This is a genomic window from Actinophytocola sp. (assembly GCF_036402745.1).
Classification (GTDB): domain Bacteria; phylum Actinomycetota; class Actinomycetes; order Mycobacteriales; family Pseudonocardiaceae; genus Actinophytocola.
The window spans coordinates 1-12,350 of sequence record NZ_DASWSJ010000110.1 but is presented as its reverse complement, the minus strand read 5'-3'; the positions used below and the strand labels follow the sequence as shown (position 1 = coordinate 12,350).

Below are 12,350 nucleotides of genomic sequence, written 5' to 3'. Positions count from 1 at the left end.
CTGGGGTGCGGGCGCCGTTGCGCATCAGCGGATTCGGCCGACGAGGTCGCGGAGCAGTGGTTGCCACTCAGGCGTGGGCCGGCCGCCGCGATGCCACTCGGCGTGGACCGCGGCCCAGAACTCCTCCGGCGTGCCCGGCACCCGGACGAACCACCGGAAGCCCCGCGGCCGGGGCGGGATGCCCAGCTCGGACAGGTAGGCGTCCACGTCGTCATCGACCTCGGCCCGTTCCTCGGGCGGCGCGGGGTAGGACGCGTGGACCGCGTTCCCGTCGCCGTCGTAGGTCGTGACGGTCGTGACGTGGTCCCGCGTGTCGGCGCAGCGCCGCGTCCGTTCCGGTCCCGCGACCCAGCCGATCGCGGCACCCCACCCGGACCACGGCAGCTCCGCCCATCCGACGCCCGCGACCGACGCCACCACCTCGACCCGGTCCCACCCACTCATGACTTCAGGGCGGCGACTGCCTCGTCGAGCTGTTCCGGGGAAACGAAGTAGTGCGGGGACGCCCGGACCACCTCCGGCAGTGCCCGCCGGGTCATGTCGTACTGGGTGGAGCGCACGCCGGTCACCGTGACGGTCACGTTGTGGGTGGCCAGGCGGGACCTGACCTCCTCCGCCGGCACGCCGGCCACGGTGAAGCTCACGATCCCGCACCGGTCGGTGCCCAGGTCGTGGATCGTCACGTCCGACATCGCCGCCAGGGCGGTGCGTAGGTGCGACGCGCGGTCGCGCACGGCCGCGGTGATCGCGTCGATGCCCAGGGACAGCGCATAGCGGACCGCGGCGAGCAGGCCCAGGCGGTCGGCGACGCTCGACTCCCACAGCTCGAACACCCGGGCGTCGTCGCGGAGCGTGTAGGTCGACGGCGACTTCCACGTGCCCGAGTGCAGGTCGACCTGGCGCGGGCGCAGGCGCGACCTGGCCGCGCGCCGCACCACCAGGAAACCGGTCCCCCGCGGGCCACGCAGCCACTTGCGGCCGGTGCCGGAGACGATGTCCGCCCCCAGCGCCGCCGCGTCGACCGGGACCTGGCCCACCGACTGGCACGCGTCCAGCAGGACCAGCGCGCCCACCTCGTGCGCGGCCGACACGACCGGCGCCACCGGGTTGACCAGGCCGCTGTTCGTGGGCACGTGCACCAGCGACACCAGCTTGACCCGCTCGTCCAGCATCGAGCGCAGCGCCTCGACGTCGACCTCGCCGGTGGGAGCCGACGGGATCGGGGTCACGGTCGCGCCGACCTCGGCCGCCCGGTGCAGCAAGGGAATGGCGTTGCCCGCGTACTCGACCTCCGTCACCAGGATACGGTCACCCTCCGACAGCGGGACGGCGTCGAACGCCGCCAGCCAGGACCGCGTGGCGCTGTCGGTGAACGCCACCTCGTCGGGCTCGCAGCCCAGCAACGACGCCATCAGGCCGTAGCCGTCCTCGAGATCCGCCAGCCGCTCGTCGTGCGCGCGGTAGCCGCCGATCTCGGCCTCGCGGCGGAGGTGACCGATGACCTCGTCGAGCACCTGCACCGGCGGCAGCGACGACCCGGCGCTGTCCAGGAAGACCCCTCGGTTGCTGGCAGGCGTGTCGGCCCGCACGGCGGCCAGATCGATCATCGCGGCGTCCACTTCTCCAGGTTCCACCACGCGCCCCAGGTCAGGTCCGCGCTGCCGGCGTCGACCACCGGCGTGTAGCCGTCCCAGCTGTCGCGCATGACGTACGTGTGGCTTGGCGCGGCCAGCACGACCATGCCCGGCTCGGTCACATAGGCCCGCTGCAGCCGCCGGTACGCCGCCGCCCGCTGCGCCGGGTCCGTCGCCGAACGGCCGGTGTCGAGCGCCGAGTCGACGGTCTCGTTCGCGTACCCGCCGAGCGCCTCCGGGCCACCGGACCGCAGCATCGCGAACAGGCTCAGGTCCGGGTCGAACGGGTCGCCGAAGCTCACGACGGTGGGCCCGGTCAGCTCCGCGCCGGTCACCGGCTCCAGGTCGACCTGCACGCCGATCGACCGCGCGTTCGTCGCGAAGTCCCCGGCGAGGCCCGCCGAGACCGAGTCACCGGCGGGGTAGCGCAGGGTGAACTGCGCGGCCCGGCCGCCGCGGGTGCGGATTCCGGCCGGCCCGGTCCGCCAGCCGCTGGACTCCAGCAGGTCCAGCGCGCGGGTGAGGTCGTGCTCGTAGCTCGCGCCGGCCTCGACGAACTCCGCGAGTACGCCCGGCATCGGCGTGTACGCCACGCTCCCCTGCCCGGCGAGCACCTTGTCCACGGCCGCCTGGCGGTCCACCGCGTCGTTGAGCGCGGTCCGCACGGCCGGGTCGCCGGTCACCGGGTCGTCGGAGGGCAGCACGACCGCGCGCACGTCCGCGGCGCTGTGCGCGACGACCTGCAGCCCGTCGGTGCTGGCGAACTCGCGCGCGAGCGCCGGCGGCAGCGCGGCGCCGTCGAGCTTGCCCTCGCGCATGCGGTCCGCGCGGGTCTTGTCGTCCGGGATGAACTCGACGGTCACCTTCTTGATCGCGGGCGCGCCGTCGTAGTAGTTCTCGTTGGCCTCCAGCACCATCCGGGACCCGCGCTGCCAGTCGGCGAGCCGGTAGGGCCCCGTGCCGATCGGCTCGGCCGGGCGCGGTCCGGTGAGCGACTCGCTGGGCAGGATGCCGAGCACGAGCAGCTCGGGGAACGGCGCGTACGGCGCGGTGAGGGTGAACTCGACGGTGGACGGGTCGATCGCCCGGACCGACTTGAGCATCGTGAACCGCTGCCGCACCGGCGACCGGCGCGCCGGGTCGAGCAGCGCGCGGTAGGTGGCGACCACGTCCTGCGCCTCGAACGGGGTGCCGTCGGAGAACGTGACGCCGGGCCGGAGCTTGACCGTCCACATGCGACCGTCGGCGGACGGCTGCGGGAGCGTGGCGGCGAGCGCGGGGCGCAGGGACAGGTCGGCGTCGTGCTCCACCAGGCCGTCGAAGATCTTCGCGGCGCCGTGCTGGGCGTACCCGCCGAGCGGGTCGAGCTCGGCCGGCTCCTCGGCGACCGCGATCACGAGCGACGTGCCGTCCGGGTTGCCGGAGGCCGACGGCGTCGTGCCGCCGGTGCAGGCGCTGACCACCAGCACGCTGACCAACAACACAGGGGCGACGAGCGTCGGCACGATGCGTCGGTGGCGAATGGTGGGCACGAGGCCCGACCCTAGCCGGGCGACATATCCTCGCGTGGGTGGATCAGGGGATTACGGCCTGGGAGGTTCCGTGCGAGTCGCGCTGTGCCAGATCACCTCGACGGCCTCGCCGTCGCGGAACCTGTCCCTGATCCGCGACGCGGTGGGCCGGGCCGCCGCGGAGGGCGCGTCGGTGGCGGTGTTCCCCGAGGCGACGATGGCGTGCTTCGGCACGTCGCTGGGCCCGGTCGCGGAGCCGGTCGACGGGCCGTGGGCCTCGTCGGTCGCGGACATCGCGGCGGAGCACGACATGCTGGTGGTGGCCGGGATGTTCACCCCGGCGCCGGACGGCCGGGTGTTCAACACGCTGCTCGCCACCGGCCGGGGCCAGCACGTCGGCTACGACAAGATCCACCTGTTCGACGCGTTCGGCTTCGCGGAGTCGAAGACCGTCGCGCCCGGCGCCGACCTGATCACGGTGTCCGTCGACGACGTGACCCTGGGGCTCGCCACCTGCTACGACATCCGCTTCCCGGAGCTGTTCACCCGCCTGGCCGACCGCGGCGCGACGGTGGTGCTGCTGGGCGCGTCGTGGGGAGCGGGGCCGGGCAAGCTCGCGCAGTGGGAGCTGCTGGTGCGTGCCCGCGCGCTGGACTCGACGTGCTGGCTGGTGGCCGCCGGCCAGGCCGACCCGGCCGCGTCCGGGGTCGAGCCACATCCGAAGGCGCCGACGGGCATCGGCCACAGCACGGTGGCCGGCCCGTCGGGTGAGGTGCTGGCACAGCTGGGCGCGGCGCCGGACGTGCTGGTGGCCGACCTGGACCTGCCCCTGGTCGACAAGGTCCGCGAGTCGATCCCGGTCCTGGCCAACCGCCGGCTCTGACCGTCCACAATGGCCTGAACGACGGTTCTGTCACGATCCGGCCACGGCGTATCAGCAGCGGTCGGCGACCCTCCTGTAACTCGAAGTATTCGAGCATGGGGGTGCACGATGCGGAACAACACACGCAACGGCTCGGTCTGGGCGGTCTGCGCCACGATCGCGGCCTACGTTCGGGCCGAGCCGGTCGCCTTCCAGGGCGTGATCCAGGCCGGACTCGCCCTGCTGATCGGGTTCGGGCTCGTCACGTGGACCGCCGAGCAGACCGGCCTCGCCCTGGCGCTGACCGCGGCGCTCCTCGGTTTCGTGGCCCGCCGCCACGTCACGCCGAACGCCAAGGCGGCGAGCAAGGACGCGGACACGCCCGTGCGCTGACTCAGCGCGGGGTGGCGACGATGCGGCCGCCGCGGGACGGGGTCAGGGTGATGTTGCGGGGTTTCGGGTACTCCGGCTTCGCCCGCTCCGGGCGGAGGTCGTAGCGCGACAGGACCGCCCGCAGGACCGCGGCGGCCTCCTGCAAGGAGAAGCCGGCGCCCAGGCAGCGGCGCACGCCGCCGCCGAAGGGGATCCAGGTGCCGGCCTCCGGCTGCTTGCCGACGAACCGCTCGGGCCGGAAGTCCCGCGGCTCCGCGTACACGCTCGGGTCCTTGTGGACGAGGTTGATGCTCGGGCCGACGACCGTGCCCTTCGGCAGCTGGTAGCCGGCCACCTCGGTGGGCTCGGTCAGCATGCGGGCCACGTTCTGGATCACCGGGCGGCGGCGCATCGCCTCCTTGGCCACGGCCTGCAGGTAGTCCTCGTCGCCGGCGTCGGCCGCCTCCTGGGCCCGGCGCTGGACGTCGGGGCGCCGGGCGAGCTCGTGGAACGACCAGGCCAGCGCGGTCGCCGTGGTCTCGTGGCCGGCGAGCAGCAGGGTGATCATCTGGTCGCGGACCTCGCCGTCGGACAGGTCGCCGCCGCCCGCGGTGAGCAGCCGGGACAGCACGTCGCCGCGCGAGGCCAGGTCGCCGGCCTCCCGGCGGTCGGCGATCTCGGCGTAGAGCAGCTCGTTGACCGAGTTGAGGTTGGCGAGGTTGCGCCGCCACGGGCCGACCCGGGTGAGCTTCGGGTAGCTCCAGCCGAGCACCGTGAGCGGGCCGATGTCGGAGATGCGGCGCAGGCGCGGGCGCAGCTCGGTGAGCCGCGCGCCGTCGGCCATGCCGAACACGACGCGCAGGATGATCTCCAGGGTCACCGCGTTCATCCGCGGGTGGACGGCGAACGGCCGGCCCGTGGGCCATGCCTCGACGTCGGCGGTGGCGAGCTCGGCCATCAGGTCGCCGTAGCCGCGCAGCGCCGCGCCGTTGAAGGCGGGCATCAGCAGCTTGCGGATGCGCAGGTGTTCGTCCTCGTCGATGACCAGGACGGAGTGCTTTCCCATCACGGGTGCGAGGAGCGCGTTGCCGTCGCCGGCGTGGAAGATCGTCGGCGAGCCGGCGAAGATCTCGCGGATGTGCTCGGGGCGGCTGACCGTGACGACCAGGCGGCGGCCGGCGATGCGGGTGCTGAACACGTCGCCGAAGCGCCGGTGCAGGCGGATGTGCAGCTGCCGCCGCGCGACGAGGAACAGGAACGTCTGGAGCACCGACGGCAGGCGCGAGCCCGGTGGCAGTGTCCGCGGGTCGACCTCGAGCGTCGCCATGCCACGTTTTATACGCTCGTATAGATCGAGGCACAAGGTACCGTCAGCCCGTGGGCCATCGGGAACAGCTGCTCGCGGCGGCGCGGCAGTTGCTGGAGGACAAGGGATACGCGCACATCACCGCGCGCGACCTGGTCGCCGCGTCGGGCACCAACCTGGCCTCCATCGGCTACCACTTCGGCTCGAAGGCGGGCCTGCTGAACGCCGCACTGGGCATGGTGCTCGAGGAGTGGACCACCCAGCTCGCGACCGCCGCGATGGCCGACCCGGACGCGTCGCCGATCGAGCGCGCCCACCTCACGTGGGCGGCCCACCTGGACTCCCTCTCGGGCCGCCGCGCGCTGCTGGTGTCCTTTGTGGAGGCCCTGGCCCAGGCGGACCGCGACCCGCAGCTGCGCGACCAGCTGGCGGGCATGTACGCCACCACCCGGCGCCGGGTCGCCTCCCTGGTGGCCGCCGCCCTCGGCGACGAGGTGGCCCCGGAGGACCCCCGCTGCACCGCGGTGGCGAGCTGGGTGATGGCCGTGTGCGACGGGCTGTCGATGCAGTGGATGCTCGACCCGGCCAGCGTCCCGGCGGGCGAGCACCTGCTCCGCGGCCTGGCCGACCTGCGCGCGATCTCCGAGGAGCGTTAGCGGAGGTCCATCCCCAGGTCGAGGGCCGGCGCGGAGTGGGTGAGCGCGCCGACCGACAGGTAGTCGACGCCTGTTTCGGCGTACCCGCGGGCGTCGGCCAGCTGCAGGCCGCCGGAGACCTCCAGCTTCGTCCGGGCACCGCGCACGGCGACGCGGGCGACGGCCGCCGCGCAGGACCGGGGGGTGAAGTTGTCCAGCAGGACCAGCTCGGCGTTCTCGGCCAGCGCCTCGTCCAGCTGGTCGAGGGTGTCGACCTCGACCTCGCACGGCAGCTCGGGTGCGTGCGCGCGGGCGGCCCGCAGCGCGGCGGTGACCGAGCCCGCCGCGTGGACGTGGTTGTCCTTGATCAGCACCGCGTCGCCCAGGCCCAGCCGGTGGTTCTCGCCGCCGCCGCAGCGGACCGCGTACTTCTCGAGCAGGCGCAGGCCCGGCAGGGTCTTGCGGGAGTCGCGGACCACCGCGCCCGTGCCGGCGATCTCGTCGACCCAGGCCGACGTCACCGTGGCCACGCCGGACAGGTGGCACAGCAGGTTCAGCGCCGTCCGCTCGGCGGTGAGCAGGCCGCGGACCGGACCGCGCACCACCAGGGCCGGCTCGCCGGGCAGCAGCCGCTCGCCGTCCTCGCGCCGGGAGACCACCTCGACCGAGCCGAGCACCGACTCGAACACCGCCAGCGCCACCGGCACGCCGGCCAGCGTGCCGGCCGAGCGCGGGGTCAGCTCGGCCACGGCCACCGCGTCGGCGGGCACCGTGGCCGCCGTGGTGGCGTCCGGGCCGTAGCGCAGGTCCTCCTCCAGCGCCACCGACACCACGCGGCGCACGTCGGACAGGTCCAGGCCTGTCACGCCGCACCCCTCGCCAGCAGCGCCGGACGGTCCAGCATCGGCTGGCCGGACGGGGTCAGGCGGATGGTCAGGCCGTGCGCCCAGCTCGGGTCCACGGCAGGGAAGTCGTCGCGCACGTGGCAGCCGCGGGACTCGGTCCGCGCGGCGGCCGCGGCGATCAACGCACGCGCGGTCAACGTCAGCGCGGCGTCCTCCACCAGCACCCGGGTCTCGAGTGGACGGTCCACAGCGGACACATCGAGCACCGAGCCGACCACGGCCAGGCCCTCGGCGTCGCGGCCGATGGCGGCGTAGCGGCTCATCACCCGCTGCAGCGTGTCCCGGTCGGCCACCGGCACCGTGGGCACCGGCTGGCACGCGGCGAGCCGCGGCTCGGCCAGCACACCCACCGCCAGGTCGGCCGCCACCGCCTCGGCCGCGCGGGTGCCGACGACCAGGCCCTCGAGCAGGCTGTTGGACGCCAGCCGGTTGGCCCCGTGCAGCCCCGTCCGGGCCACCTCGCCGGCCGCGTAGAGCCCACGCACCGGCGTCCTACCGTCCACAGTGGACACCACACCGCCGCAGGAGAAGTGCGCCGCCGGCGACACCGGGATCGGCGTCACCGTGGGGTCGACGCCGACCGCGATGCAGGCCGCGAGCACGGTCGGGAACCGGCGCCGGAACGTCGGACCGTCCAGGTGCGTGGCGTCGAGGAACACGTGGTCCTCACCCAGCTCCGCGACCCGCCGCGAGATCGCCGCCGACACCACGTCGCGCGGCGCGAGGTCGGCGAGCGGGTGCACGCCGGTCATCACCCGGGCGCCGGTGGAGTCCACGAGCACCGCGCCCTCGCCCCGCACCGCCTCGGTGACCAGCGGGCAGCGGCCGCGCGCGCCCTCGCCGGTGTAGAGCACGGTCGGGTGGAACTGCACGAACTCGAGATCCGCCACCGGGGCGCCGGACCGCAGCGCGATGGCCACGCCGTCCGCGGTGGCGACCGCCGGGTTGGTCGTCGCCTGGTAGAGCTGCCCCAGCCCGCCGGTGGCCAGCAGCACGGCCGGCGCGGTGAGCACGCCGGGCACGCCACCGCCGTCGAGCACCAGCAGGCCCGCGACCTCGCCGGCCGGGGTGCGCAGCGTGTCGACCGCGACGTGGTGCTCGAGCATCGGCACCCGCCCGTCGCGCGAGGCGGCCAGCAGCGCCCGCTCGACCTCCGCGCCGGTGGCGTCGCCGCCCGCGTGCACGACCCGGAACGCGGTGTGCCCGCCCTCCCGGGTCCGCGCGAGCCGGCCGTCCGCGGCGTCGAACACCGCGCCGCGATCACGCAGCCGGGCGACCGCGGCCGGCCCGTCGCCGATGACCAGCGCGGTGGCGTGCGGATCGCACAGCCCGCCGCCGGCCGCGAGCGTGTCCGCGATGTGCCGGTCGACGGAGTCGTCATCGTCGTCGCCGAGGACGACCGCGACCCCGCCCTGCGCCCACCGCGTGTTGCCGCCGTCGGCCGCCTCCTTGGTGACCACGAGCACCCGCAGGCCCAGCTCCCGGGCCCGCAGCGCCGCGGTGAGCCCGGCGACCCCGGTGCCGACGACGACCAGGTCCGCGCGCGCCTCCCAGCAGGGCTGGACCGGTCGCTCCCGCGCGCCGGCGCGCCTGCGCGTGCTCCTCGGGCCGGCCGGCGTCCGCTGCGTCGCGCCCGCTCCGGGGGCGGTCACTCGCCACCGCCCGGCTTGCCGATCTCGATCATCCTCCGCACGGCGCCTCGGGCCCGCTCGGCGACCAGCGGGTCGACGTGCACCTCGTCCTTGCCCTCGCGCAGCGACCGCAGCAGCGCGGCCGGGGTGATCATCTTCATGTAGCGGCACGACGCGCGCTCGTTCACCGCGCGGAAGTCGATCTCCGGCGCGGCCCGGCGCAGCTGGTGGAGCATGCCGATCTCGGTGGCGACGAGCACCGAGCGCGCCTTGGTGGCGCGGGCCTCGGTGACCATGTCGCCGGTCGAGAGGATCTTGACCTGGGACTTGGGGACCACGCCCTCCCCCGCGAGGTACAGCGCGGAGGTGGCGCAGCCGCACTCCGGGTGCACGAACAGGTCGGCGTCGGGGTTGGCGGCCGCCCGCGCGGCCAGCTCGGGGCCGTTGATGCCCGCGTGCACGTGGCACTCGCCCGCCCACACGTGCAGGTTGTCCCGGCCGGTCTCGCGCCGCACGTGGGCGCCGAGGAACTGGTCGGGCAGGAACAGGACCTCGCGGTCGGCCGGGATGGACCGCACGACGTCGACCGCGTTGGACGACGTGCAGCAGATGTCGGTCTCCGCCTTGACCTCTGCCGTCGTGTTCACATAGGACACGACGACGGCGCCGGGGTGCTCGGCCTTCCACGCGCGCAGCTGGGCGGCGTCGATGGAGTCGGCCAGCGAGCAGCCCGCCCGCTCGTCGGGGATCAGCACCGTCTTGTGCGGGCTGAGGATCTTGGCCGTCTCGGCCATGAAGTGCACGCCGCAGAACACGATCGTCGCCGCGTCGCTGGCCGCGGCGATCCGGCTCAGCGCGAGGGAGTCGCCCGTGTGGTCGGCGATGTCCTGGATCTCGGGTAGCTGGTAGTTGTGCGCGAGCAGCACCGCGTCGCGCTTCCGGGCCAGCCGGCGCACCTCGTCGCGCCACGCCGCGTCCGGCTCGACCCCGCCGTACGGCGTCAGATCGTCGGTCCGCGCACGCTCAGCGATAGCGCCCATCGTGTCCTCCCTCGGGTCAGCACCCTTGCCGATTTCCCATCCAGAGGTTTTCGCCTTAGGATCGAAAACATGGTCGATGCTACCACCGTCCCCCGACCGGAAGCCCATGAAGTGCTGGCCGCGGTGCTCCAAGTGCGAGCAGGCTCACTCCAGGTGCTGCTCTGGCAGCGCGCTCTGGAGCCGCACGCGCACCGGTGGTCACTGCCCGGCGGGCGGCTCGGCCCGGCCGAGGACGTGGAGACGTCGATCAAGCGCCAGCTCGCGGAGAAGGTCGACGTCCGGCAGTTGGCGCACGTCGAACAGCTCGCGGTGTTCAGCGCGCCGCAACGGGTGCCGGGCGAGCGGGTGGTGGCCACCGCGTTCCTCGGTCTCGTGCCGTCGGACAACGACCCGGCGCTGCCCGAGGACACCCGCTGGCACCCGGTCGACGCGCTGCCCGACACCGCGTTCGACCACGAGTCGATCGTGCGCCGAGCCCGCAACCGGCTGCGCGCGAAGCTGTCGTACACCAACATCGGGTTCGCGCTCGCGCCGCCGACGTTCACGATCTCCGCGCTGCGCGAGCTGTACTCGGCCGCGCTGGGCTACAAGGTGTCCGCGACCAACCTGCAACGCGTGCTCGCGCGACGCGGTCTGCTCGAGCCGACGGGCGCGACCGCACCACCAGGACGCGCTGGTGGGCGGCCCGCGGCGCTGTTCCGGTTCACCGAGCGCAGCATGGAGGTGACCGACCCGTTCGCCGTGTTCCGGCCGCCGAACCAAGCGAGGACCGGCAACGCGTCGTAGTTTGAGCATGTGCCCGAGACGATCCCGCTCTTCCCGCTGCAGACGGTGTTGCTGCCGGGCACTCCCCTGCCGTTGCACATCTTCGAGCCGCGGTACCGGCAGCTCACCGTCGACCTGATGACCGGCACGCTGCCGGACAAGCGCTTCGGCGTGGTCGCGCTGACTCCGTCGCACGAGGCCGAGATCACCTCCTGCGACCAGCTGCAGGAGTTCGGCTGCGCGGCGGTGTTGCGCCAGGCCAAGAGTTTGCCGGACGGCCGGTTCGACATCGTGAGCTTCGGCGAGCAGCGGTTCCGGCTGCTGGCGGTGGACTCCTCCAGCGCGCCGTACCTGCTCGGCGCCGTCGAGTGGGTGCCGGACACCCCGGCGATGCTCCCCGGCCAGCGCGACGTGTCCGACACGATCGGGTCGCTGGCCCGCGCGGCGCGGGCGGCGTACCGGCGCTACTGCCAGGCGGCGTGGCAGCAGGGCGACTGGACCGAGCCGGCCGCCGACGCCGAGATCGCGCAGCTGTCGCACCTGCTGGCCACCGACTGCCTGCTGCCGCTGGAGGACCGTCAGCGATTACTGGAGGAGACCCGGCCGCTGCACCGGTTGCGGCTGGTGGGTCGGATGCTCAACCGGGAGGCGGGGATCCTGGCGACGCTGCGGGCGGTGCCGGCCCCTCCGGCGGAGCTGCGCCGGCACGCGAGCAAGAACTGAGCCGACGTTCCTCAGCCCAGCCGGCGGCCGAGGTCGTCCATGCTGTTCCAGGCGGCCATCACGCCGTACGCGAGCGCGGTGGTCAGCGGCCAGGCCAGCAGGATCCAGCCGGACTCCAGCTGGGGTGGCTTGAGGATCACGTCGAGGACCTTGACGTTGCCGCTGACCGGGTAGCGGCCCTCGGCCCAGGCGACGCCCACCTGCATGGCGAGCCAGCCACCGAGCGTGCCCCCCAGCACCGCGGCGATCATCATCACCGGGCCACGACGCTCGCGGAGGAACCACACGGCGAGCCCGGTGAACAGGCCGGCGCTGAGGCCGAGGAGGGCGAACAGGACGAGGTCGTCGAAGCGGTGGAAGCTCTCCGCCTGGTTACCGGTAGCCGCGGCGAACGCGACGGGCTTGCCGTCCTGCCCGATGATCATCCGCTGCGGCGGCGCGAGCCGCGACCACAGCCAGCCGACCGCGAGGCCCAGCAGCGCGACGGTGGACAGCACGCTCACCGCGGGCAGCAGGTCGGCCTTGATCACGACCTTGGGCCGCTCCGGCCGCCAGGGGAACGGGAAGTACGTGGGGTACGGCGTCACCGGCACGGACCCGGCCGCATCGCCACCGGCGACCGGTCCACCGGCACCCGCCTCGGCGTTCGTGCCCGAGCCGTTGCCGGGCTCGTTGCCGGGCTCGCTGCCGGGCTCGCTGTTGCTGCCCGCGGCGGGCTCCGCCCGGAAGGGTGCGGCGCCCTGCGCCCCGACCGGTTGTTCCGCCACGCCTGCCTCCGCTCCCCGCGACCAACTGTCCGTGACGAAGACTAGTCGGTCGGGGACAGAGCGTTCGAGGACGTGCGGTCTCCGTGCCGGCTGCAGCGCGCGGACCACCCGGATGGGGTCACCTGAACCACCATCCGGCGAGCGCACTCGGGACAGAACCGGGGCGGGTCGAGCGCCCCGATCACACCCGTGCACCGGG

13 protein-coding genes are annotated in these 12,350 nt (G+C 73.9%); 5 read left to right on the top strand and 8 right to left on the bottom strand.

All coding sequences use genetic code 11. The annotated features are described in order from the left end of the window. Window positions 1–24: 24 nt before the first annotated feature. From VGD70_RS10440 to VGD70_RS10430, 3 genes are read right to left on the bottom strand one after another with little or no spacing between them, the layout of a single operon-like run. Window positions 25–444 carry a DUF5956 family protein gene (locus VGD70_RS10440; RefSeq protein WP_331080545.1) on the bottom strand — a complete coding sequence of 140 codons (420 nt, stop codon included), beginning with the start codon at window positions 442–444 and terminating at the stop codon, window positions 25–27. Further along, window positions 441–1,607 carry an aminotransferase class V-fold PLP-dependent enzyme gene (locus VGD70_RS10435; protein WP_331080543.1) on the bottom strand — a complete coding sequence of 389 codons (1,167 nt, stop codon included), beginning with the start codon at window positions 1,605–1,607 and terminating at the stop codon, window positions 441–443. Before VGD70_RS10435 ends, VGD70_RS10440 begins: the two co-directional genes overlap by 4 nt. After that, window positions 1,604–3,166: an ABC transporter substrate-binding protein gene (locus tag VGD70_RS10430; RefSeq protein WP_331080541.1), complete on the bottom strand. Its 1,563-nt coding sequence runs from the start codon at window positions 3,164–3,166 to the stop codon at window positions 1,604–1,606. Before VGD70_RS10430 ends, VGD70_RS10435 begins: the two co-directional genes overlap by 4 nt. Window positions 3,167–3,236: 70 nt before the next feature. Between VGD70_RS10430 and VGD70_RS10425 the strand changes: the two genes are divergently transcribed. Then, window positions 3,237–4,028 carry a carbon-nitrogen hydrolase family protein gene (locus tag VGD70_RS10425; protein WP_331080539.1) on the top strand — a complete coding sequence of 264 codons (792 nt, stop codon included), beginning with the start codon at window positions 3,237–3,239 and terminating at the stop codon, window positions 4,026–4,028. A gap of 108 nt (window positions 4,029–4,136) precedes the next feature. Beyond that, window positions 4,137–4,400, top strand: a complete 264-nt coding sequence (locus VGD70_RS10420; protein WP_331080537.1) for a hypothetical protein — start codon at window positions 4,137–4,139, stop codon at window positions 4,398–4,400. A 1-nt stretch (window position 4,401) separates the two neighbouring features. Here the strand turns inward: VGD70_RS10420 and VGD70_RS10415 are convergent, their stop codons facing one another. Further along, window positions 4,402–5,706, bottom strand: coding sequence for a cytochrome P450 (locus VGD70_RS10415; protein ID WP_331080535.1), 1,305 nt, complete (start codon window positions 5,704–5,706; stop codon window positions 4,402–4,404). 50 nt (window positions 5,707–5,756) lie between these two features. Here VGD70_RS10415 and VGD70_RS10410 point away from each other — a divergent pair, with 50 nt between their 5' ends. Continuing rightward, complete coding sequence (locus VGD70_RS10410) at window positions 5,757–6,341, top strand: TetR/AcrR family transcriptional regulator (RefSeq protein ID WP_331080533.1); 585 nt, start codon at window positions 5,757–5,759, stop codon at window positions 6,339–6,341. Here VGD70_RS10410 and nadC read toward each other — a convergent pair. The 3 genes from nadC to nadA form a co-directional block, all read right to left on the bottom strand. Beyond that, window positions 6,338–7,186: a carboxylating nicotinate-nucleotide diphosphorylase gene (gene nadC / locus VGD70_RS10405; RefSeq protein WP_331080531.1), complete on the bottom strand. Its 849-nt coding sequence runs from the start codon at window positions 7,184–7,186 to the stop codon at window positions 6,338–6,340. The genes VGD70_RS10410 and nadC overlap by 4 nt on opposite strands. Beyond that, window positions 7,183–8,760 carry an L-aspartate oxidase gene (locus VGD70_RS10400; protein ID WP_414637936.1) on the bottom strand — a complete coding sequence of 526 codons (1,578 nt, stop codon included), beginning with the start codon at window positions 8,758–8,760 and terminating at the stop codon, window positions 7,183–7,185. Before VGD70_RS10400 ends, nadC begins: the two co-directional genes overlap by 4 nt. Before the next feature lie 113 nt (window positions 8,761–8,873). After that, window positions 8,874–9,896: a quinolinate synthase NadA gene (gene nadA, locus VGD70_RS10395; RefSeq protein WP_331080527.1), complete on the bottom strand. Its 1,023-nt coding sequence runs from the start codon at window positions 9,894–9,896 to the stop codon at window positions 8,874–8,876. 69 nt (window positions 9,897–9,965) lie between these two features. On the opposite strand from nadA, the gene VGD70_RS10390 reads away from it, so the two are divergent. Together VGD70_RS10390 and VGD70_RS10385 are read left to right on the top strand one after the other, a co-directional pair. Then, the gene (locus VGD70_RS10390; protein ID WP_331080525.1) at window positions 9,966–10,682 is read left to right on the top strand and encodes an NUDIX hydrolase; all 717 of its coding nucleotides are present in this window, start codon (window positions 9,966–9,968) and stop codon (window positions 10,680–10,682) included. Between the two features lie 9 nt (window positions 10,683–10,691). Further along, a complete protein-coding gene (locus VGD70_RS10385) occupies window positions 10,692–11,384 on the top strand; it encodes an LON peptidase substrate-binding domain-containing protein (protein ID WP_331080523.1) in 693 nt (230 codons plus the stop codon). A gap of 11 nt (window positions 11,385–11,395) precedes the next feature. Here the strand turns inward: VGD70_RS10385 and VGD70_RS10380 are convergent, their stop codons facing one another. Continuing rightward, on the bottom strand, window positions 11,396–12,151 hold the full coding sequence (locus VGD70_RS10380) for a DUF2567 domain-containing protein (protein WP_331080521.1): 756 nt from the start codon (window positions 12,149–12,151) through the stop codon (window positions 11,396–11,398). Window positions 12,152–12,350 lie beyond the last annotated feature (199 nt).

Coding starts and splice junctions, on each gene's coding strand:
- VGD70_RS10440 (WP_331080545.1), bottom strand. CDS start 444: ATGAGTGGGTGGGACCGGGTCGAGGTGGTGGCGTCGGTCGCGGGCGTC.
- VGD70_RS10435 (WP_331080543.1), bottom strand. CDS start 1,607: ATGATCGATCTGGCCGCCGTGCGGGCCGACACGCCTGCCAGCAACCGA.
- VGD70_RS10420 (WP_331080537.1), top strand. CDS start 4,137: ATGCGGAACAACACACGCAACGGCTCGGTCTGGGCGGTCTGCGCCACG.
- VGD70_RS10415 (WP_331080535.1), bottom strand. CDS start 5,706: ATGGCGACGCTCGAGGTCGACCCGCGGACACTGCCACCGGGCTCGCGC.
- nadA (WP_331080527.1), bottom strand. CDS start 9,896: ATGGGCGCTATCGCTGAGCGTGCGCGGACCGACGATCTGACGCCGTAC.
- VGD70_RS10390 (WP_331080525.1), top strand. CDS start 9,966: ATGGTCGATGCTACCACCGTCCCCCGACCGGAAGCCCATGAAGTGCTG.